The organism is Rhodoluna limnophila, assembly GCF_005845365.1.
Classification (GTDB): Bacteria; Actinomycetota; Actinomycetes; order Actinomycetales; family Microbacteriaceae; genus Rhodoluna; species Rhodoluna limnophila.
Map to the genome: position 1 here is coordinate 171,327 of NZ_CP040509.1, position 17,682 is coordinate 189,008.

28 protein-coding genes are annotated in these 17,682 nt (G+C 53.4%); all 28 read left to right on the forward strand.

All coding sequences use genetic code 11. The features are described from left to right. Window positions 1-130 precede the first annotated feature (130 nt). The 28 genes from rpsL to map all read left to right on the forward strand — a co-directional run bounded on the left by rpsL (window position 131) and on the right by map (window position 17,675). Window positions 131-502, forward strand: a complete 372-nt coding sequence (gene rpsL, locus FFA38_RS00795; protein ID WP_138274923.1) for a 30S ribosomal protein S12 — start codon at window positions 131-133, stop codon at window positions 500-502. Window positions 503-507: 5 nt separating this feature from the next. Further along, window positions 508-978: a 30S ribosomal protein S7 gene (gene rpsG, locus FFA38_RS00800; protein WP_138274924.1), complete on the forward strand. Its 471-nt coding sequence runs from the start codon at window positions 508-510 to the stop codon at window positions 976-978. A gap of 90 nt (window positions 979-1,068) precedes the next feature. Next, window positions 1,069-3,171 (forward strand): elongation factor G, encoded by a 2,103-nt coding sequence (fusA, locus tag FFA38_RS00805; RefSeq protein ID WP_138315157.1) that lies wholly within the window; start codon window positions 1,069-1,071, stop codon window positions 3,169-3,171. A 114-nt stretch (window positions 3,172-3,285) separates the two neighbouring features. Beyond that, a complete protein-coding gene (gene tuf / locus FFA38_RS00810; RefSeq protein WP_138315159.1) occupies window positions 3,286-4,476 on the forward strand; it encodes an elongation factor Tu in 1,191 nt (396 codons plus the stop codon). 193 nt (window positions 4,477-4,669) lie between these two features. Then, window positions 4,670-5,014: a hypothetical protein gene (locus FFA38_RS00815; RefSeq protein WP_138315162.1), complete on the forward strand. Its 345-nt coding sequence runs from the start codon at window positions 4,670-4,672 to the stop codon at window positions 5,012-5,014. Between the two features lie 384 nt (window positions 5,015-5,398). Next, window positions 5,399-5,707 carry a 30S ribosomal protein S10 gene (rpsJ, locus tag FFA38_RS00820; RefSeq protein WP_038503182.1) on the forward strand — a complete coding sequence of 103 codons (309 nt, stop codon included), beginning with the start codon at window positions 5,399-5,401 and terminating at the stop codon, window positions 5,705-5,707. 7 nt (window positions 5,708-5,714) lie between these two features. After that, the gene (rplC, locus tag FFA38_RS00825) at window positions 5,715-6,365 is read left to right on the forward strand and encodes a 50S ribosomal protein L3 (protein WP_138274929.1); all 651 of its coding nucleotides are present in this window, start codon (window positions 5,715-5,717) and stop codon (window positions 6,363-6,365) included. A gap of 5 nt (window positions 6,366-6,370) precedes the next feature. Next, window positions 6,371-7,060, forward strand: coding sequence for a 50S ribosomal protein L4 (gene rplD, locus FFA38_RS00830; protein WP_138274930.1), 690 nt, complete (start codon window positions 6,371-6,373; stop codon window positions 7,058-7,060). Between the two features lie 2 nt (window positions 7,061-7,062). Continuing rightward, window positions 7,063-7,362 (forward strand): 50S ribosomal protein L23, encoded by a 300-nt coding sequence (rplW, locus tag FFA38_RS00835; RefSeq protein ID WP_138274931.1) that lies wholly within the window; start codon window positions 7,063-7,065, stop codon window positions 7,360-7,362. A gap of 17 nt (window positions 7,363-7,379) precedes the next feature. Further along, a complete protein-coding gene (rplB, locus tag FFA38_RS00840) occupies window positions 7,380-8,216 on the forward strand; it encodes a 50S ribosomal protein L2 (protein ID WP_138274932.1) in 837 nt (278 codons plus the stop codon). Window positions 8,217-8,233: 17 nt separating this feature from the next. Next, entirely contained in the window at window positions 8,234-8,515 is a 282-nt protein-coding gene (gene rpsS / locus FFA38_RS00845) for a 30S ribosomal protein S19 (RefSeq protein ID WP_138274933.1), read from the forward strand. Continuing rightward, entirely contained in the window at window positions 8,515-8,904 is a 390-nt protein-coding gene (gene rplV / locus FFA38_RS00850; RefSeq protein ID WP_138274934.1) for a 50S ribosomal protein L22, read from the forward strand. The genes rpsS and rplV overlap by 1 nt, the downstream gene beginning before the upstream one ends. Beyond that, window positions 8,904-9,656 carry a 30S ribosomal protein S3 gene (gene rpsC / locus FFA38_RS00855; protein ID WP_138274935.1) on the forward strand — a complete coding sequence of 251 codons (753 nt, stop codon included), beginning with the start codon at window positions 8,904-8,906 and terminating at the stop codon, window positions 9,654-9,656. Before rplV ends, rpsC begins: the two co-directional genes overlap by 1 nt. Window positions 9,657-9,658: 2 nt before the next feature. Beyond that, complete coding sequence (gene rplP, locus FFA38_RS00860) at window positions 9,659-10,078, forward strand: 50S ribosomal protein L16 (RefSeq protein ID WP_138274936.1); 420 nt, start codon at window positions 9,659-9,661, stop codon at window positions 10,076-10,078. Beyond that, on the forward strand, window positions 10,078-10,371 hold the full coding sequence (rpmC, locus tag FFA38_RS00865) for a 50S ribosomal protein L29 (RefSeq protein WP_138274937.1): 294 nt from the start codon (window positions 10,078-10,080) through the stop codon (window positions 10,369-10,371). The genes rplP and rpmC overlap by 1 nt, the downstream gene beginning before the upstream one ends. A gap of 2 nt (window positions 10,372-10,373) precedes the next feature. Then, window positions 10,374-10,667 (forward strand): 30S ribosomal protein S17, encoded by a 294-nt coding sequence (gene rpsQ / locus FFA38_RS00870; RefSeq protein WP_138274938.1) that lies wholly within the window; start codon window positions 10,374-10,376, stop codon window positions 10,665-10,667. 53 nt (window positions 10,668-10,720) lie between these two features. Beyond that, entirely contained in the window at window positions 10,721-11,089 is a 369-nt protein-coding gene (gene rplN, locus FFA38_RS00875) for a 50S ribosomal protein L14 (protein ID WP_138274939.1), read from the forward strand. 2 nt (window positions 11,090-11,091) lie between these two features. After that, on the forward strand, window positions 11,092-11,451 hold the full coding sequence (rplX, locus tag FFA38_RS00880) for a 50S ribosomal protein L24 (protein ID WP_138274940.1): 360 nt from the start codon (window positions 11,092-11,094) through the stop codon (window positions 11,449-11,451). Between the two features lie 2 nt (window positions 11,452-11,453). Beyond that, window positions 11,454-12,029, forward strand: coding sequence for a 50S ribosomal protein L5 (gene rplE / locus FFA38_RS00885; RefSeq protein ID WP_138274941.1), 576 nt, complete (start codon window positions 11,454-11,456; stop codon window positions 12,027-12,029). Between the two features lie 62 nt (window positions 12,030-12,091). After that, entirely contained in the window at window positions 12,092-12,490 is a 399-nt protein-coding gene (gene rpsH / locus FFA38_RS00890; protein WP_138274942.1) for a 30S ribosomal protein S8, read from the forward strand. 6 nt (window positions 12,491-12,496) lie between these two features. Next, the gene (rplF, locus tag FFA38_RS00895; protein ID WP_138274943.1) at window positions 12,497-13,033 is read left to right on the forward strand and encodes a 50S ribosomal protein L6; all 537 of its coding nucleotides are present in this window, start codon (window positions 12,497-12,499) and stop codon (window positions 13,031-13,033) included. 2 nt (window positions 13,034-13,035) lie between these two features. Then, the gene (gene rplR / locus FFA38_RS00900) at window positions 13,036-13,413 is read left to right on the forward strand and encodes a 50S ribosomal protein L18 (RefSeq protein WP_138274944.1); all 378 of its coding nucleotides are present in this window, start codon (window positions 13,036-13,038) and stop codon (window positions 13,411-13,413) included. Beyond that, window positions 13,413-14,081: a 30S ribosomal protein S5 gene (rpsE, locus tag FFA38_RS00905; protein ID WP_138274945.1), complete on the forward strand. Its 669-nt coding sequence runs from the start codon at window positions 13,413-13,415 to the stop codon at window positions 14,079-14,081. Before rplR ends, rpsE begins: the two co-directional genes overlap by 1 nt. Beyond that, window positions 14,081-14,266 carry a 50S ribosomal protein L30 gene (gene rpmD, locus FFA38_RS00910; RefSeq protein ID WP_138274946.1) on the forward strand — a complete coding sequence of 62 codons (186 nt, stop codon included), beginning with the start codon at window positions 14,081-14,083 and terminating at the stop codon, window positions 14,264-14,266. The genes rpsE and rpmD overlap by 1 nt, the downstream gene beginning before the upstream one ends. After that, complete coding sequence (gene rplO, locus FFA38_RS00915) at window positions 14,266-14,913, forward strand: 50S ribosomal protein L15 (RefSeq protein ID WP_138315165.1); 648 nt, start codon at window positions 14,266-14,268, stop codon at window positions 14,911-14,913. The genes rpmD and rplO overlap by 1 nt, the downstream gene beginning before the upstream one ends. 37 nt (window positions 14,914-14,950) lie before the next feature. Beyond that, complete coding sequence (gene secY / locus FFA38_RS00920) at window positions 14,951-16,264, forward strand: preprotein translocase subunit SecY (RefSeq protein WP_138274948.1); 1,314 nt, start codon at window positions 14,951-14,953, stop codon at window positions 16,262-16,264. Continuing rightward, complete coding sequence (locus FFA38_RS00925; protein WP_138274949.1) at window positions 16,261-16,842, forward strand: adenylate kinase; 582 nt, start codon at window positions 16,261-16,263, stop codon at window positions 16,840-16,842. The genes secY and FFA38_RS00925 overlap by 4 nt, the downstream gene beginning before the upstream one ends. Then, a complete protein-coding gene (gene map, locus FFA38_RS00930; RefSeq protein WP_138315167.1) occupies window positions 16,842-17,675 on the forward strand; it encodes a type I methionyl aminopeptidase in 834 nt (277 codons plus the stop codon). The genes FFA38_RS00925 and map overlap by 1 nt, the downstream gene beginning before the upstream one ends. Window positions 17,676-17,682: the final 7 nt, after the last annotated feature.

Below are 17,682 nucleotides of genomic sequence, written 5' to 3' on the forward strand. Positions count from 1 at the left end.
ATCGCCCTTGCTAGCAAACAATTGCTCCGGTGGGCCAAGAAACTTTCGCAGTACCAATCTGGACCGCAAAAGTATGTTTTCAAAACAGCAGCATCTGGTACAAACGTGCCGGATTTAACAAGGAGAAGTTGTGCCAACAATTCAGCAGTTGGTCCGCAAGGGTCGCACGCCGAAGGTCTCAAAGTCAAAGACCCCGGCTCTAAAGCAGAGCCCGCAGCGTCGTGGCGTGTGTACTCGTGTGTACACCACCACCCCAAAGAAGCCAAACTCAGCGCTACGTAAGGTAGCTCGTGTCAAGCTATCGAACGGTATCGAAGTTACCGCTTACATCCCAGGCGAGGGTCACAACCTGCAGGAGCACTCAATGGTGCTTGTTCGCGGTGGTCGTGTTAAGGACCTTCCAGGTGTTCGCTACAAGATCGTTCGTGGTGCACTAGACACCCAGGCAGTTAAGAACCGTAAGCAGGCTCGTAGCCAATACGGTGCAAAGAAGGGTAAGTAATCTAAATGCCACGTAAAGGCCCAGTTACTAAGCGTCCAGTTGTAGCCGACCCGGTATACAGCTCACCAGTAGTCTCACAGCTAGTGAACAAGATTCTGCTTGACGGCAAGAAGTCAATCGCAGAGTCAATCGTTTACGGCGCTCTTGAGGGTGCAAACAACAAGTCAGGTACTGACGCTGTTGTTCTTCTAAAGAAGGCTCTAGACAACGTGCGTCCAACCGTTGAGGTTCGTTCACGCCGCGTTGGTGGTTCAACCTACCAGGTTCCAGTTGAGGTAAAGGCACACCGTGCCAACACCCTAGCTATGCGTTGGTTGGTTAGCTACGCAAAGGCTCGTCGCGAGAAGACCATGACCGAGCGTCTAATGAACGAGATCCTTGACGCATCTAACGGTCTTGGCGCAGCTGTAAAGCGTCGCGAAGACACCCACAAGATGGCCGAGTCAAACAAGGCTTTCGCACACTACCGCTGGTAAAAACTTCGTACCTCCGCTCGTTAACCCTGGGTTAATTGGGCGGAGGTACTTTTTTCTTTATTCAACAAAAACAAACTCCCGGAGGACACCGTGGCACAAGACGTGCTTACCGACCTAAACAAGGTTCGCAACATCGGCATCATGGCTCACATTGACGCTGGTAAGACAACTACCACTGAGCGAATCCTGTTTTACACAGGTATCACCCACAAGATTGGTGAAGTTCACGATGGTGCTGCGACCATGGACTGGATGGAGCAGGAGCAGGAACGCGGTATTACCATTACCTCGGCTGCGACCACCTGTTTCTGGGACAAGAACCAGATCAACATCATCGACACCCCAGGTCACGTTGACTTCACCGTTGAGGTAGAGCGCTCACTTCGCGTTCTCGACGGCGCTGTTGCAGTGTTCGACGGTAAAGAGGGTGTTGAGCCTCAGTCTGAGACCGTATGGCGCCAGGCTGACAAGTACGACGTTCCTCGTATCTGTTTCGTAAACAAGATGGACAAGCTAGGTGCTGACTTCTACTTCACCGTAGACACCATCATCAACCGTCTTGGTGCAAAGCCACTAGTAATTCAGATCCCAATCGGTGCTGAGTCAACCTTCGAAGGTGTTGTAGACATCGTTCAGATGAAGGCTCTTACCTGGCGCGGAGACGTCGAAATGGGCGCGAAGTACACCGTTGAAGAGATTCCAGCTGACCTAAAAGAGAAGGCTGACCACTACCGCACCGTTCTTCTAGAGACCGTTGCTGAGACAGATGAAGCCCTTATGGAGAAGTACTTCGGTGGCGAAGAGCTTACCGAGAAGGAAATCAAGGGCGCTATCCGCAAGCTAACCGTGAACTCAGAGATCTACCCAGTTCTTTGTGGTTCTGCGTTCAAGAACAAGGGTGTTCAGCCAATGCTTGACGCCGTTGTTGACTACCTACCGTCACCACTTGACGTTGCAGCTGTTGAGGGTGGAGACCCAGACAACGAAGAAATCCGTCTAACCCGCGAGCCAAAGTCTGACGCTCCATTTGCAGCTCTTGCGTTCAAGGTTATGACCCACCCATTCTTCGGTCGTCTTACCTACATCCGCGTTTACTCAGGTCACGCAGACTCAGGTGCTCAGGTTGTTAACTCAACCAAGGGCAAGAAGGAGCGCATCGGAAAGCTATTCCAGATGCACGCCAACAAAGAAAACCCAGTTGACTCTGTAACCGCTGGCCACATCTACGCGGCTATCGGTCTAAAGGACGTAACCACCGGTGACACCCTTTGTGACCCAGACAACCAGATTGTTCTAGAGTCAATGACTTTCCCAGAGCCAGTTATCTCGGTTGCTATTGAGCCAAAGACCAAGGGCGACCAGGAGAAGCTAGGTCTTGCAATTCAGAAGCTTTCTGAAGAAGACCCAACCTTCCGCGTTGAGCACGACCACGAGACCGGCCAGACCGTTATCTCAGGTATGGGTGAGCTTCACCTAGACATCCTGGTTGACCGTATGCGTCGCGAGTTCAAGGTTGAGGCAAACGTTGGTAAGCCTCAGGTTGCTTACCGCGAGACCCTAAAGCGCGTTGTTGAGAAGTATGACTACACCCACAAGAAGCAGACCGGTGGTTCAGGTCAGTTCGCGAAGATCCAGATCAAGCTTGAGCCTATGGAAGTTGAAGGCGAAAAGACTTACGAATTCGTGAACGCTGTTACCGGTGGTCGCGTTCCTCGCGAGTACATCCCGTCGGTTGACGCAGGTATCCAGGACGCAATGCTTGTCGGTACCCTTGCTGGTTACCCAGTAGTAGGCGTAAAGGCAACCCTTCTTGATGGCGCCTACCACGATGTTGACTCATCTGAAATGGCGTTTAAGATTGCTGGTTCGATTGCCTACAAGGAGGCAGCTCGTCTAGCACAACCTACTCTGCTCGAGCCGTTGATGGCTGTCGAAGTACGTACCCCTGAGGAATACATGGGTGACGTTATCGGTGACCTCAACTCGCGTCGTGGTCAGATCCAGTCGATGGACGACGCTTCAGGCGTCAAGGTCGTTCGCGCCCTCGTGCCATTGTCTGAAATGTTCGGTTACGTTGGTGACCTGCGCTCGAAGACTTCGGGTCGTGCGGTTTACTCAATGACCTTCGAAACCTACCAAGAGGTTCCAAAGGCTGTTGCTGACGAGATCGTTCAGAAGAACAAGGGCGAGTAGTAGTTCAGCAGAACTGCTTCAAGACCAACTAAGATAGAAATCCTGTAAACCCCTAAATCTTTCTGGGCAAAACCTTGTCCGGTGATTTACAACGAGTCCTGAGGAGGACCCATAATGGCTAAGGCGAAATTCGAGCGCACCAAGCCGCACGTCAACATTGGTACCATCGGTCACGTTGACCACGGTAAGACCACTTTGACCGCTGCGATCACCCGCGTTCTACACGATGCATACCCTGCGATCAACGCTTCATACGCGTTCGACCAGATCGACAACTCTCCTGAGGAGAAGCAGCGCGGTATTACCATCAACATCTCACACGTTGAGTACCAGACCGAGAAGCGCCACTACGCACACGTAGACGCTCCAGGCCACGCTGACTACATCAAGAACATGATCACCGGTGCCGCACAGATGGACGGCGCGATCCTTGTAGTAGCTGCAACTGACGGTCCTATGCCTCAGACCAAGGAGCACGTGCTTCTTGCTCGCCAGGTTGGCGTTCCTTACATCGTTGTGGCTCTAAACAAGTCAGACATGGTCGAGGATGCAGAAATCCTAGAGCTAGTAGAGATGGAAGTTCGTGAACTTCTTTCACTTTACGAATTCGACGGCGACAACGCTCCAGTTATCCAGGTTTCAGCTCTTAAGGCTCTTGAGGGTGACGCAGCTTGGGGTGCCAAGGTTCTAGACCTAATGAACGCGTGTGACGAGTTCATTCCAGAGCCACAGCGCGACACCGACAAGCCATTCCTTATGCCTGTTGAAGACGTTTTCACCATCACTGGTCGTGGAACCGTTCTAACCGGTAAGGTTGAGCGCGGTCAGATCAACGTGAACGACGAAGTTGAGATCGTTGGTATCCGCGACAAGCAGAAGACCACCGTTACTGGTATCGAAATGTTCCGCAAGCTACTCGACTTTGCAGAGGCTGGCGAGAACGTTGGTATCTTGATCCGTGGTATCAAGCGTGAAGAAGTTGAGCGCGGCCAGGTTGTATGTAAGCCAGGCTCAATCACTCCTCACACCGGCTTTGACGCAAACGTCTACATCCTTTCAAAGGATGAGGGTGGCCGTCACAACCCGTTCTACGCAAACTACCGCCCACAGTTCTACTTCCGTACCACTGACGTGACTGGTGTTATCACCCTTCCTGCAGGTACTGAAATGGTTATGCCTGGCGACACCACCGAAATGTCAGTTGAGCTAATCCAGCCAATTGCTATGGAAGAGGGTCTTCGCTTCGCTATCCGTGAGGGTGGACGTACCGTTGGTGCGGGTACCGTAACCAAGATCACCAAGTAATTTCAGTTACTTAGAGAAAGACCCGAGAGAAATCTCGGGTCTTTTTCTTTAACCATGGAAGGCGGCAATGGCCGCCCGGCATCGGATTCCAAGTCGTGGTTGGCGCGGGAGAGTTCACCTAGTGAATAGAGATTTAACTTTCTAACTGCCTGTTTGCCTGTTGTTCACAACCCGGCTTTGACAGACTTAAACCATGACCAATGAATCTTCAGCTGCACAGCCAGCTACTCCAAAAACTACATCGACCGCAAAGCCAGCAGCCCGCGCACCTCGCGCGACCCCTGCTCGCACAACAGCATCGCGCGCAGCCGCTAAGCCAGCAACTCCAGCCAAGGTGACCGAGCCAGTGAAGCCGGAAGCCGCAAAGAAGCCGGTAGATCCAGCCAAGGTTGCAGCAAAAGCTGCCGCTAAGGCAACTGAAAAGCTGGCCAAAAAGACCGCGAGCAAAGAGACTAAGAAGATTGCTAAAAAGGTGGCTGAGAAGGTTGCCAAGCAGGTTCTAAAGAAGTTGACCAAAAAGGGCAAAAAGAAGAAGTAAGCATCATCAATCTCCCTCGGTTTCGGCCGGGGGAGATTTGATTTAACTCGAGGCAGAAAGATACTCCTGCCCAAAACATTAACTTGCATAGACACGCCAATGTGTGGCAAGATAGACAAGTTCGTGAGTTGTTGCGCTATCTGGCGTAAACCACTGCAGGCATGTGATTCATCGAGAGATAGATCCCCCGGCAGCTAGAACAAAAATGTATCCGATAAAACAATCTCGGGTTCGCTTGTGAAAAATAAGCGACACGCCCGACAGCGTGGGTCGGACAAGCAGTACCCCAGGCAACTGGGTTTGACAGTAAAACAGTGGTGCAACATCAGTAGTGCTACTAAGCGTTTCGCGGGAGACCGCGAATGTGAACGAGAGCGAGTCAAGATGGCCGGACAGAAAATCCGCATTCGACTTAAGTCATATGACCACGAGGTCATTGACACTTCGGCACGCAAGATCGTCGACACGGTTACCCGTGCAGGCGCGACTGTGGTTGGCCCAGTGCCACTGCCGACAGAAAAGAACGTGGTCTGTGTGATCCGTTCCCCACACAAGTACAAGGACAGCCGCGAGCACTTCGAGATGCGCACCCACAAGCGCGTTATCGACATCATTGACCCAACTCCTAAGGCAGTTGACTCATTGATGCGTCTCGACCTTCCGGCAGACGTCAACATCGAGATCAAGCTCTAAGGAAATCATGTCTACCAATAGAACCGTTAAGGGACTTCTGGGCAAGAAGCTCGGCATGACTCAGGTATGGGACGAGAACAACAAGCTTGTTCCTGTCACCGTAGTTGAGGCTGGCTCGAACGTTGTCACCCAGATCAAGAACGCAGAGACCGATGGCTACGTTGCTATCCAGGTCGCATACGGCGCCATCGACCCACGCAAGGTAAACCAGCCAATCGGCGGTCACTTCGCAAAGGCTGGCGTTACTCCTCGTCGTCACATCGCCGAGATCCGCACCTCAGACGCAGCTGACTACACCGTTGGTCAGGAGCTAGGTGTTGAGGTACTAGAGGTTGGCTCAAAGGTCGACGTCGTAGGTACCTCAAAGGGTAAGGGCTTCGCCGGTCACATGAAGCGCCACGGCTTCTCGGGTGTAGGTGCATCTCACGGTGCTCACCGCAACCACCGTAAGCCTGGTTCGATCGGTGCATCATCGACTCCATCACGTGTTTTCAAGGGAACCCGTATGGCTGGTCGCATGGGTACTGACCGCGTAACCACTTTGAACCTAACCCTTCACGCAGTTGATGCTGAAAAGGGTCTATTGATCATCAAGGGCGCAATCCCTGGTCCTAAGGGCCAGCTTGTATTCGTCCGCAACGCTGTGAAGGGAGCGTAACCAGAATGGCTGAAACCACAAAGGTAGACGTTCTTGACGTTGCAGGTAAGAAGGCTGGCTCAGTTGAGCTTCCTGGCGACCTATTCGACGCTCAGACAAACGTTCCGCTACTACACCAGGTTGTAGTTGCACAGCTTGCTGCTGCTCGTCAGGGCACCCAGTCAACCAAGCGTCACGGCGAGGTTTCTGGAACCGGTAAGAAGCCTTTCAAGCAGAAGGGAACCGGTCGTGCTCGTCAGGGTTCGATGCGTGCTCCTCAGATGCGTGGCGGTTACATCTCACACGGTCCAAAGCCTCGTGACTACGACCAGCGCACTCCTAAGAAGATGAAGGCAGCAGCAGTTCGCGGTGCAGTTTCAGACCGCGCTCGTAACGGCCGCCTACACATCATCAACGAGTTCGCAATTGGTTCGACCCCGTCAACCAAGGCTGCAGCGTCAATCCTGTTGTCACTAACCCAGCGCCGCAACGTGCTAGTGGTTCTTGACCGCACCGACGACAACAGCTACAAGAGCTTGCGCAACCTACAGAACGTTCACGTTCTTCCAGTTGACCAGCTAAACGCTTACGACATCCTGTTGAGCGACGACTTGGTATTCACCAAGGCCGCACTTGACGCTTACATCGCAGGTCCAGCGAAGGGTACCTCAGCTAAGGCTGTTGCTACCTCAGCAGAGGCCGCCAAGGAGGCATAGTCATGACTGCGATCAACAAGGACCCACGCGAGGTCATCATCAAGCCGGTAGTTTCTGAGAAGAGCTACAACTTGATCGACAACGGAAAGTACACCTTCGAGGTAGACCCACGTTCGAACAAGACTGAGATCAAGCAGGCCATCGAGGTTATCTTCGGTGTAAAGGTTGCTTCGGTCAACACTCTTAACCGCGTTGGCAAGACCCGCCGTACCAAGTTCGGTGTGGGCAAGCGCAAGGACACCAAGCGCGCCATCGTTACCCTAAAGTCCGGCTCTATCGACATCTTCAACAACGTCGGTTAGGCGAGAGGAACCTACAAATGGCTATTCGTAAATACAAGCCAACGACCCCAGGTCGTCGTGGCTCTTCGGTCTCAGACTTTGCTGAGATCACTCGCTCGACTCCAGAGAAGTCGTTGCTACGCCCACTAAGCAAGACTGGTGGCCGTAACTCAGCTGGTCGCATCACTACCCGTCACATCGGTGGTGGCCACAAGCGTCAGTACCGTGTCATCGACTTCCGTCGTCACGACAAGGATGGCGTTCCAGCTACCGTTGCTCACATCGAGTACGACCCGAACCGTACCGCTAACATCGCCCTTCTGCACTACGCAGATGGTGAGAAGCGTTACATCATTGCGCCGAACAAGCTAAAGCAGGGCGACCGCATTGAGCAGGGTCCAGCAGCGGACATCAAGCCAGGAAACGCTCTTCCATTGAAGAACATTCCAGTTGGTACCGTTGTGCACGCTATCGAGCTAAAGCCAGGCGGCGGTGCCAAGATGGCACGTTCAGCCGGTGCTTCTGTTCGTCTAGTTGCAAAAGATGGACCATACGCACAGCTTCGTCTACCTTCAGGTGAAATCCGTAACGTAGACGCTCGCTGCCGTGCAACCGTTGGTGAGGTCGGCAACGCCGAGCAGTCAAACATCAACTGGGGTAAAGCTGGCCGTATGCGTTGGAAGGGCAAGCGCCCAACCGTTCGTGGTGTAGCTATGAACCCAGTTGACCACCCACACGGTGGTGGTGAAGGTAAGACCTCTGGTGGTCGTCACCCAGTAACCCCTTGGGGTCAGGCTGAGGGTCGTACCCGTAAGCCAAACCTTCCATCCGACAAGCTAATCGTCCGTCGTCGTAACGTCGGCAAGAAGCGTTAATAGGAGTCTGAAAACAAATGCCACGTAGTTTGAAAAAGGGTCCATTCGTTGACGACCACCTATTCCAGAAGGTCGCCAAGCAGAATGAGGCTGGCACCAAGAACGTGATCAAGACCTGGTCTCGCCGCTCAATGATTGTTCCAGCCATGCTGGGCCACACCATTGCAGTGCACGACGGTCGCAAGCACGTACCAGTTTTCGTCACCGAGACCATGGTTGGTCACAAGCTTGGCGAATTCTCACCTACCCGCACCTTCCGTGGTCACGTGAAGGATGACAAGAAGGGACGTCGCAAGTAATGGAAGCTGTAGCAAAGGTCAAGCACATCCGTGTGACCCCAATGAAGGCTCGTCGCGTCGTTAACCTGATCCGCGGCAAGCAGGCCTCAGAAGCCATGGCAATCCTGAAGTTCGCACCTCAGGCAGCCAGCGAGCCAGTATTCAAGTTGGTTCAGGCAGCTGTTGCAAACGCAAAGGTTAAGGCCGATGCAAGCAACACCTTCCTAAACGAAGACGACTTGTTCGTTTCACAGGCGTTCGTAGACGAGGGCACCACCCTGAAGCGGTTCCAGCCGCGTGCACAGGGTCGCGCATTCCAGATCTTGAAGCGCACCAGCCACATCACCATTGTGGTTGCAACCCCAGATGAGCTTGCTAGCAAGTCAACCGCTAAGAAAGGTGGCAACTAATGGGTCAAAAAGTAAACCCATACGGTTTCCGTCTAGGAATCACCACCGATCACGTATCGCGTTGGTTCGCTGACTCAACCAAAAAGGGACAGCGTTACCAGGACTACGTAACCGAGGACATCAAGGTTCGTGCACTTTTGACCTCACGTCTAGACCGCGCAGGCGTGTCTCGCGTTGAGATCGAGCGCACCCGTGACCGCGTCCGCGTTGACATCCACACTGCACGCCCAGGCCTAGTAATCGGTCGCCGCGGTGCAGAGGCAGAGGCTATCCGCGCTGACCTAGAGAAGCTAACCGGTAAGCAGATCCAGCTAAACATCCTTGAGGTCAAGAACCCAGACATGGATGCACAGCTAGTTGCACAGGGTATTGCTGAGCAGCTAAACGCACGTGTGGCTTTCCGCCGCGCAATGCGTAAGGGTATGCAGGGTGCACTTCGCCAGGGCGCAAAGGGTATCCGTGTTCAGTGTTCAGGTCGTCTTGGTGGAGCAGAAATGTCTCGTACCGAGTTCTACCGTGAAGGCCGTGTGCCACTACACACCCTTCGTGCCAACATCGACTACGGCTTCTACGAAGCTAAGACTGTTTTCGGTCGCATCGGTGTAAAGGTATGGATCTACAAGGGTGACATCACCAACAAGGAGCTAGCTGTTCAGCAGGCAAACGCACCGAAGCGCCAGGAGCGCCCACGTCGTAGCCCAGCTGCAGAGGCACCTGTCGCTGCTCCAGTAGCAGAGAAGGTTGAGGCTTAATCATGTTGATTCCTCGTCGCGTAAAGCACCGCAAGCAGCACCACCCGAAGCGTTCGGGTCACGCTACCGGCGGTACTACCGTTGCATTCGGTGAGTACGGTATCCAGGCTCTAACCCCTGCATACGTAACCAACCGTCAGATCGAGTCTGCTCGTATCGCAATGACCCGTCACATCAAGCGTGGTGGAAAGGTGTGGATCAACATCTTCCCTGACCGTCCGCTAACCAAGAAGCCTGCTGAAACCCGCATGGGTTCAGGTAAGGGTTCACCGGAGTGGTGGGTAGCTAACGTCAAGCCAGGCCGCGTACTTTTCGAAGTTTCAGGCGTAAGCGAAGAACTTGCTCGTGAAGCAATGACCCGCGCAATCCACAAGCTGCCTCTAAAGGCACGCATCATCAAGCGTGAAGAAGGTGACGCATAATGGCGATCGGTTCAAAGAACCTAAACCCAGCTGAACTCGACAAGATCGAAGATTCAGTATTGGTAGAAGAGCTAAAGAAGGCTCGTGAAGAGCTTTTCAACCTACGTTTTCAGTCGGCCACTGGCCAGCTAGAAAGCCACGGTCGTCTACGTGCAGTCAAGCGTGACATCGCTCGCATCTACACCATCATCCGTGAGCGTGAGCTAGGTATTCGTGCAGTTCCAGCTGCAGCTGCCAAGCCAGCTACCAAGGCTAAGAAGGCTGCAGACGCAGCTGCCACCGAGGAGGCATAACAATGGCTGACAAGAAGACTGTAGAAGCTGCTCCAGCTACCGAGGGTCGCGGTTACCGCAAGACCCGTCGTGGCTACGTAGTTAGCGACAAGATGGACAAGACCATCGTTGTAGAGGTAGAAGACCGCGTAAAGCACCCGCTTTACGGCAAGGTTATCCGCCGCTCAACCAAGGTCAAGGCTCACGATGAGACCAACTCAGCTGGTATCGGCGACCTCGTAGTAATCAGCGAGACCCGTCCACTATCAGCAACCAAGAACTGGCGCCTAGTCGAAATCGTCGAAAAGGCCAAGTAATCACCCCTCGACATCCCGTCGGTAATGGGAAGTCGTATAACAAGGAGTAAAAAATGCTTCAACAGGAATCCAGATGTAAGGTTGCCGACAACACCGGCGCCAAAGAAATCTTGGTTATCCGTGTGCTTGGCGGCTCAAAGCGCCGCTACGCGGGACTAGGCGACCTAGTAGTCGCCACCGTAAAGGACGCAATTCCTGGCGGTAACGTCAAGAAGGGTGACGTCGTTAAGGCTGTCATCGTGCGCACCAAGAAGGAGACCCGTCGTCCAGATGGTTCTTACATCAAGTTCGACGAGAACGCTGCAGTGATCATCAAGAAGGACGGCGAGCCTCAGGGTACCCGCATCTTTGGTCCAGTTGGCCGCGAGCTTCGTGACAAGAAGTTCATGAAGATCATCTCGCTAGCACCGGAGGTAATTTAATTATGGCGACCATCAAGAAGGGCGACCTGGTACAGGTCATCACCGGACGCAAGCAGGACAAGGGTGGCGACCGCGGTAAGCAGGGCGTTGTTCTATCTGTAAACAAGGAGACCAACCGCGTGCTCGTAGAGGGCATCAACATGGTTACCAAGCACGTCAAGGTTGGCCAGACCGACCGTGGCACCAAGACTGGTGGCATTGAGGTTGCTGAGGCTCCGATTCACATTTCAAACGTGGCTCTAGTTGACCCATCAACCAAGAAGCCAACCCGCATTGGTTCACGTCTTGACACCAAGACCATCAGCGGCGTTAAGAAGACTGTTCGTGTTCGCGTTGCGAAGAAGTCAGGTAAGGACATCTAATAATGGCTACTACTAAGACTCCAGCTAAGGCGCTTCCACGTCTAAAGGCAAAGTACCGCGCAGACATCGCTGCTGCTCTGGCAAAGGAATTTGGTCTAACCAACCCTCACCAGATCCCAAACCTAACCAAGATTGTTGTAAACATGGGTGTTGGTGACGCTGCCAAGGATGGCAAGCTAATCGACGGCGCAATCCGCGACCTAACAGCAATCACCGGTCAGAAGCCACAGGTTAACTTGGCTCGCAAGTCAATTGCGCAGTTCAAGCTTCGTGAGGGCCAGGCAATTGGTGCACACGTTACCCTTCGTGGCGACCGCATGTGGGAATTCCTAGACCGTCTATTGAACCTTGCTCTTCCTCGTGTTCGCGACTTCCGCGGCTTGAGCGACCAGCAGTTCGACGGTAACGGAAACTACACCTTCGGTCTTCAGGAGCAGACTCTGTTCCACGAAATCGACCAGGACAAGGTTGACCGCCCACGCGGTATGGACATCACTGTCGTTACCACCGCAAAGAACAACGATGAAGGCCGCGCGCTTCTAAAGGCACTTGGCTTCCCGTTCAAGACCAACGAATAAATCGGGAAGGTCCAGCCGCTTGTAAACGGCCTGGAAACCTCCGAGGAAATGGAAACAAATAAATGACAATGACAGATCCGGTTGCAGACTTTCTGACCCGGCTGCGCAACGGTAACTCTGCGTACCACGAGTCAGTTAGCTTGCCTTACAGCAAGCTAAAGGCCAACATCGCAGACATCCTCAAGTCAGAGGGTTACGTTGCAAGCGTTAAGGTAGAAGACGCCGAAGTCGGTAAGACTTTGACCGTCGAGCTAAAGTACGGCCCTAACCGCGAGCGTTCAATCGCTGGCATCAAGCGTGTTTCAAAGCCAGGTCTTCGCGTTTACGCAAAGAGCACCGAGCTTCCTCGCGTTCTTGGTGGTTTGGGTATCGCTATCCTTTCAACTTCATCAGGTCTACTAACTGACCGTCAGGCTGCCAAGAAAGGAGTAGGTGGGGAAGTTCTCGCCTACGTTTGGTAATCACACATGTCACGTATTGGTAGATTGCCGATTCCAGTTCCAGCTGGAGTCGAAGTAAAGATTGACGGCAACACCGTTGAGGTAAAGGGCCCTAAGGGCACCTTGTCTCACGTAGTTGCAGCTCCGATCACTGTTGCACTAGAAGATGGCAACGTTGTTGTCACCCGTCCAGACGACGAGCGTACCTCTCGTTCACTTCACGGTCTGAGCCGCACATTGATTGCTAACAACATCGAGGGTGTAACCAACGGTTTCACCAAGGCACTTGAGATCGTCGGTACCGGTTACCGTGTGACTGCAAAGGGTTCAGACGTTGAGTTTGCTCTTGGCTACTCACACCCAATCCTGGTCCAGCCACCTCAGGGCATCACTTTCACCGTAGAGGGCAACACCAAGATCTCTGTGTCAGGAATTGACAAGCAGGTCGTTGGTGAGGTTGCCGCTAACCTACGCAAGCTACGTAAGCCAGAGCCATACAAGGGCAAGGGTGTTCGTTACGCAGGCGAGGTTGTTCGTCGCAAGGCCGGAAAGGCTGGTAAGTAAACATGGGTCTCATTCCTAAGACTCGCGGCAAGAGCAAGAGCGCTGCACGTACTCGTCGCCACCTTCGTCTTCGTAAGAAGATCAAGGGTGACGCACTTCGTCCACGCCTAGTTGTTAACCGCTCAGCACGTCACGTATTCGTCCAGGTTGTAGATGACACCAAGGGCATCACCTTGGTTTCAGCTTCGACCATGGAAGCTAACTTCCGTCAGTCAGCTGACGACAAGAGCGCAAAGTCAAAGGCAGTTGGTCTGCTAATCGCTGAGCGCGCAAAGAAGGCCGGCATCTCTGAGGTTGTATTCGACCGCGGTGGTAACAAGTACGCAGGTCGTATCGCAGCTATCGCTGATGGCGCACGTGAAGGTGGGTTGGTCCTCTAATGGCTGATAACAAGGAGCAAAAGTTGTCTACTGAGACTACTGACGCAGCAGCAACAGCTGTTGCCACAGAGACCGTAGAGCCAAACGAGCGCGAAGCTCGCCGTGGTTCACGCGACCGTGCACCTCGTGGTGACCGTCGTGAGCGCGAGACCGAGAAGAGCCCATTCCTAGAGCGCGTTGTAACCATCAACCGTGTTTCAAAGGTGGTCAAGGGTGGTCGTCGCTTCAGCTTCACCGCACTAGTAGTTGTCGGTGACGGCAATGGTCTAGTTGGCGTTGGTTACGGAAAATCTAAGGAAGTTCCGTCAGCAATCGCTAAGGGTGTAGAAGAGGCAAAGAAGAACTTCTTCCGCGTCCCACGCATCGCAAGCACCATTCCTCACCCAGTCCAGGGCGAGGCAGCTGCAGGTGTAGTTCTACTTCGCCCAGCTGCTGCGGGTACCGGTGTTATCGCCGGTGGTCCAGTACGTGCAGTGCTTGAGTGTGCAGGTATCCACGATGTACTTTCAAAGTCATTGGGATCTTCAAACACCATCAACATCGTTCACGCCACCATCGAGGCACTGCGCCAGCTCGAAGAGCCAGCAGCAGTTGCAGCTCGTCGTGGTCTATCGCTTGAAGAAGTTGCTCCGGCAGGTCTTCTTCGCCAGCAGAAGGCAGGTGCCTAATGGCTACTAGTCTCAAGGTAACCCAGATCAAGAGTGCAATCGGCAACAAGCCAAACCAGCGCGAGACCCTTCGTAGTCTCGGACTAAAGCGCATCGGCGACATCATTGTCAAAGATGACAGCCTTGTAGTACGCGGTATGGTTCGCACCGTTGCCCACCTAGTTAAGGTCGAGGAGATCAACTAATGGCTGACGAAAAGAAGGCTCCAGCAGCTAAGGCTGCTCCAAAGGCTGCTGCTAAGCCAGCTGCCGAAAAGGCTCCAGCAAAGGCTGCTGCTCCAAAGGCTGCACCTGCAAAGGCTGCTGCTGAAGAGAAGGAAGCTAAGGCTGCCGCTCCGAAGGCTGCTCCGAAGGCTGCTGCCAAGAAGGCTGAGAAGCCAGCTGCTGAGAAGTCAAATGTTCTAAAGCTGCACCACCTTCGTCCAGCACCGGGCTCTAAGAAAGAGCGCACCCGTGTTGGTCGTGGTGAGGCATCTAAGGGTAAGACCGCAGGTCGTGGTACCAAGGGTACTAAGGCTCGTTACCAGGTTCGCCCTGGCTTCGAGGGTGGTGGCGTGCGTCTAGTAATGCGTACTCCTAAGCTTCGTGGTTTCAAGAACCCATTCCGTGTTGAATACCAGGTAGTAAACGTTGAGACTCTTGCTGAGCTATTCCCAGCAGGCGGCACCGTTACTGTTGCTGATCTAGTAGCCAAGGGCGCCGTTCGCAAGAACGAGCCGGTCAAGGTCCTAGGAAACGGCGACATCTCGGTTAAACTCAATGTCACAGTCGACAAGGTATCTGAGTCTGCAAAGGCAAAGATCGTCGCTGCTGGTGGCTCAGTCAACGACTAGTCGCTGACTAGTAAAGATTTAGCCAGGAGGCTTTAAGTTGCTTAGCGCTATTGTTCGTGCATTCCGTACACCGGATCTCCGTAACAAGCTTGCATTCACTCTTGCAATCGTTGCCATTTTCCGTTTGGGCTCGTTTATTCCAGCTCCATTCGTTGACTATGGCAACGTGCAAAAGTGTCTTGCACAGACCCAGAACACCAGCGGGCTCTACGAGCTCGTCAACCTGTTCTCGGGTGGCGCTTTGCTTCAGCTTTCTATCTTTGCGCTGGGAATCATGCCGTACATCACGGCTTCGATCATCACCCAGTTGCTTCGAGTTGTAATTCCTCGCTTTGAGGCGCTTTCAAAAGAAGGCGCTTCAGGCCAGGCAACTCTTACTCAGTACACTCGCTACCTAACCATCGCTCTCGGTGTATTGCAGTCAACCACTTTGATTGCAGTTGCTCGCCAGGGTGCATTGTTCGGCGCAGACTGTGTGCTTCCGATCCTCACGGACTCATCACCTATCGCAGTTGGTCTTATGGTTCTAACCATGACCGCCGGTACCGGTCTGATCATGTGGATGGGTGAGCTAATCACTGAGCGCGGCGTCGGCAACGGTATGTCGCTTCTAATCTTCACCTCAATTGCTTCTACCTTCCCAGCTTCACTTGCTGGTATTGCGCAGACCAAGAGCATTGAGACCTTGCTTGTAGTTCTTGCCATTGGTGTGGTTGTGGTTGGCCTGGTTATCCTGGTCGAGCAGTCACAGCGCCGCATTCCGGTGCAGTACGCAAAGCGTATGGTTGGCCGTCGCACCTATGGTGGCCAGAGCACCTACATTCCAATCAAGGTGAACATGGCTGGTGTTGTTCCAGTTATCTTCGCGTCATCACTTCTTTACCTGCCTGCTCTGATTGCTCAGTTCAACCAGCCAGATGCAAACGGCAAGGTAGCTGACTGGGTTACTTGGGTATCTAACTACCTAACCCAGGGCGACCACCCGCTATACATGGCGCTTTACTTCTTCCTAATCATCGGTTTCACTTACTTCTACGTAGCCATCACCTTCGATCCAATCGAGGTTGCTGACAACATGAAGAAGTACGGTGGCTTTATCCCTGGTATCCGTGCCGGCCGTCCAACTACCGAATTCCTTGAGTTCGTGTTGAGCCGCATCACCTTCCCAGGCGCCATCTACCTTGGTCTAATCGCCTTGATTCCATTGATTGCGTTCTCACTCATCGGTGCCAACCAGAACTTCCCGTTCGGTGGAACCTCGATCCTCATCATCGTTGGTGTTGGTCTTGAAACCGTGAAGCAGATCAACGCACAGATGCAGCAGCGCAACTACGAAGGTCTTCTGAAGTGATCCGCCTACTCTTGATTGGTGCCCCAGGCGCTGGCAAGGGAACCCAGGCTGAAAAGCTTTCATCTGCGTTCAACATCCCTGCCATTTCTACCGGCGACATCTTCCGTCACAACGTGAAGAATGAGACTGAGCTTGGCAAGCAAGCTAAGGCCTTCATGGACCGCGGCGAGTATGTTCCAGACAGCCTCACCAACGCTTTGGTTCGCGACCGTTTGTCTCAGGCAGACGCCATTGAGGGTTTCCTGCTAGACGGTTACCCACGCACTGCTGACCAGGTTGAAGAACTTGACGACATACTTGCATCTCAGGGCAAGCAACTTGACGTGGTTGTTCAGCTAACCGCTGACACCGATGAAGTTGTGCGCCGTCTGCTAAACCGTGCCATTGAGCAGGGTCGCGCCGATGACACCGAAGACGTTATCCGCCGACGCCTTGAGGTATACGCAGAGCAAACCGCTCCGCTAACTGATGTTTACGCAGGTCGCGGATTGCTAGTAACCGTTGATGGTTTGGGCGAGGTTGCTGAAGTAACCGGTCGCATTCTCGAGGCTCTCGAAGCCCGCAACTCTGCTAACTAATGGCTCGTCACGGCTTTGAACTAAAAACCCCGCAGCAGATCATCATGATGCGCGAGGCCGGATTGGCTACCGCCGCAGCCCTGGCCGCAGTTCGCGCGGCAGTTCGCCCGGGGGTAACAACACTCGAGCTAGATAAAATTGCCGATGACAAGATTCAAGAACTTGGCGGCCACTCTAACTTTCAACTAGTACCTGGTTACAGCCACACCATCTGTGCCTCAATCAACGATGAGGTCGTTCACGGAATTCCAGCAGCGAACCGTGTGCTGCAAGCCGGAGACATTTTGTCAGTCGACTGCGGTGCCGAGATTGGCGAGTGGAATGGCGATTCAGCCATGACCGTCATCGTTCCAGGTGCCGAAGAATCAGAGCTTATTGCCAGCCGCCAAAAGCTTAGCGATGTCACTGAGCAGTCGCTTTGGGTTGGTATTGCTGCTTTGGCTAAGGCCAAGGAGCTAAACGAAGTCGGTGCGGCCATCGAGGACTACATCGTGAGCCAGGGTGACTACGGAATTCTTGAAGATTACGTTGGCCACGGAATTGGTCGATCGATGCACGAGGACCCACCGGTATACAACTATCGCGTTCGCGGCAAGAGTCCAAAGGTTGTTCCTGGCCTAGTCGTTGCCATTGAACCGATGGTGGTTTCTGGCAGCGCTGCCACCAAGATTCTGAGTGACGGCTGGACCGTATCGACCAAGGATGCCTCAGATGCATCGCACTGGGAGCACACCGTTGCGGTTCACGAGGGTGGAATTTGGGTGCTGACTGCCGAGGATGGCGGAAAATCCAAGCTTGCACCTTTGGGTGTTGTTCCGGTTCCACTGGTCTAAAGACCAA

Bases quoted from the DNA above. Each gene is read 5' to 3' on its own strand.
- rplO (WP_138315165.1), top strand. From the start codon at position 14,266: ATGGCTGACGAAAAGAAGGCTCCAGCAGCTAAGGCTGCTCCAAAGGCT.
- rplN (WP_138274939.1), top strand. From the start codon at position 10,721: ATGCTTCAACAGGAATCCAGATGTAAGGTTGCCGACAACACCGGCGCC.
- rpmD (WP_138274946.1), top strand. From the start codon at position 14,081: ATGGCTACTAGTCTCAAGGTAACCCAGATCAAGAGTGCAATCGGCAAC.
- rpsC (WP_138274935.1), top strand. From the start codon at position 8,904: ATGGGTCAAAAAGTAAACCCATACGGTTTCCGTCTAGGAATCACCACC.
- rpsS (WP_138274933.1), top strand. From the start codon at position 8,234: ATGCCACGTAGTTTGAAAAAGGGTCCATTCGTTGACGACCACCTATTC.
- rpsQ (WP_138274938.1), top strand. From the start codon at position 10,374: ATGGCTGACAAGAAGACTGTAGAAGCTGCTCCAGCTACCGAGGGTCGC.
- rplX (WP_138274940.1), top strand. From the start codon at position 11,092: ATGGCGACCATCAAGAAGGGCGACCTGGTACAGGTCATCACCGGACGC.
- rpmC (WP_138274937.1), top strand. From the start codon at position 10,078: ATGGCGATCGGTTCAAAGAACCTAAACCCAGCTGAACTCGACAAGATC.
- rplC (WP_138274929.1), top strand. From the start codon at position 5,715: ATGTCTACCAATAGAACCGTTAAGGGACTTCTGGGCAAGAAGCTCGGC.
- rpsJ (WP_038503182.1), top strand. From the start codon at position 5,399: ATGGCCGGACAGAAAATCCGCATTCGACTTAAGTCATATGACCACGAG.
- rpsE (WP_138274945.1), top strand. From the start codon at position 13,413: ATGGCTGATAACAAGGAGCAAAAGTTGTCTACTGAGACTACTGACGCA.
- rpsH (WP_138274942.1), top strand. From the start codon at position 12,092: ATGACAATGACAGATCCGGTTGCAGACTTTCTGACCCGGCTGCGCAAC.
- rplD (WP_138274930.1), top strand. From the start codon at position 6,371: ATGGCTGAAACCACAAAGGTAGACGTTCTTGACGTTGCAGGTAAGAAG.
- tuf (WP_138315159.1), top strand. From the start codon at position 3,286: ATGGCTAAGGCGAAATTCGAGCGCACCAAGCCGCACGTCAACATTGGT.
- FFA38_RS00815 (WP_138315162.1), top strand. From the start codon at position 4,670: ATGACCAATGAATCTTCAGCTGCACAGCCAGCTACTCCAAAAACTACA.
- rplB (WP_138274932.1), top strand. From the start codon at position 7,380: ATGGCTATTCGTAAATACAAGCCAACGACCCCAGGTCGTCGTGGCTCT.
- map (WP_138315167.1), top strand. From the start codon at position 16,842: ATGGCTCGTCACGGCTTTGAACTAAAAACCCCGCAGCAGATCATCATG.
- rplP (WP_138274936.1), top strand. From the start codon at position 9,659: ATGTTGATTCCTCGTCGCGTAAAGCACCGCAAGCAGCACCACCCGAAG.
- rpsG (WP_138274924.1), top strand. From the start codon at position 508: ATGCCACGTAAAGGCCCAGTTACTAAGCGTCCAGTTGTAGCCGACCCG.
- rplF (WP_138274943.1), top strand. From the start codon at position 12,497: ATGTCACGTATTGGTAGATTGCCGATTCCAGTTCCAGCTGGAGTCGAA.
- rplV (WP_138274934.1), top strand. From the start codon at position 8,515: ATGGAAGCTGTAGCAAAGGTCAAGCACATCCGTGTGACCCCAATGAAG.
- rplW (WP_138274931.1), top strand. From the start codon at position 7,063: ATGACTGCGATCAACAAGGACCCACGCGAGGTCATCATCAAGCCGGTA.
- rplR (WP_138274944.1), top strand. From the start codon at position 13,036: ATGGGTCTCATTCCTAAGACTCGCGGCAAGAGCAAGAGCGCTGCACGT.
- rplE (WP_138274941.1), top strand. From the start codon at position 11,454: ATGGCTACTACTAAGACTCCAGCTAAGGCGCTTCCACGTCTAAAGGCA.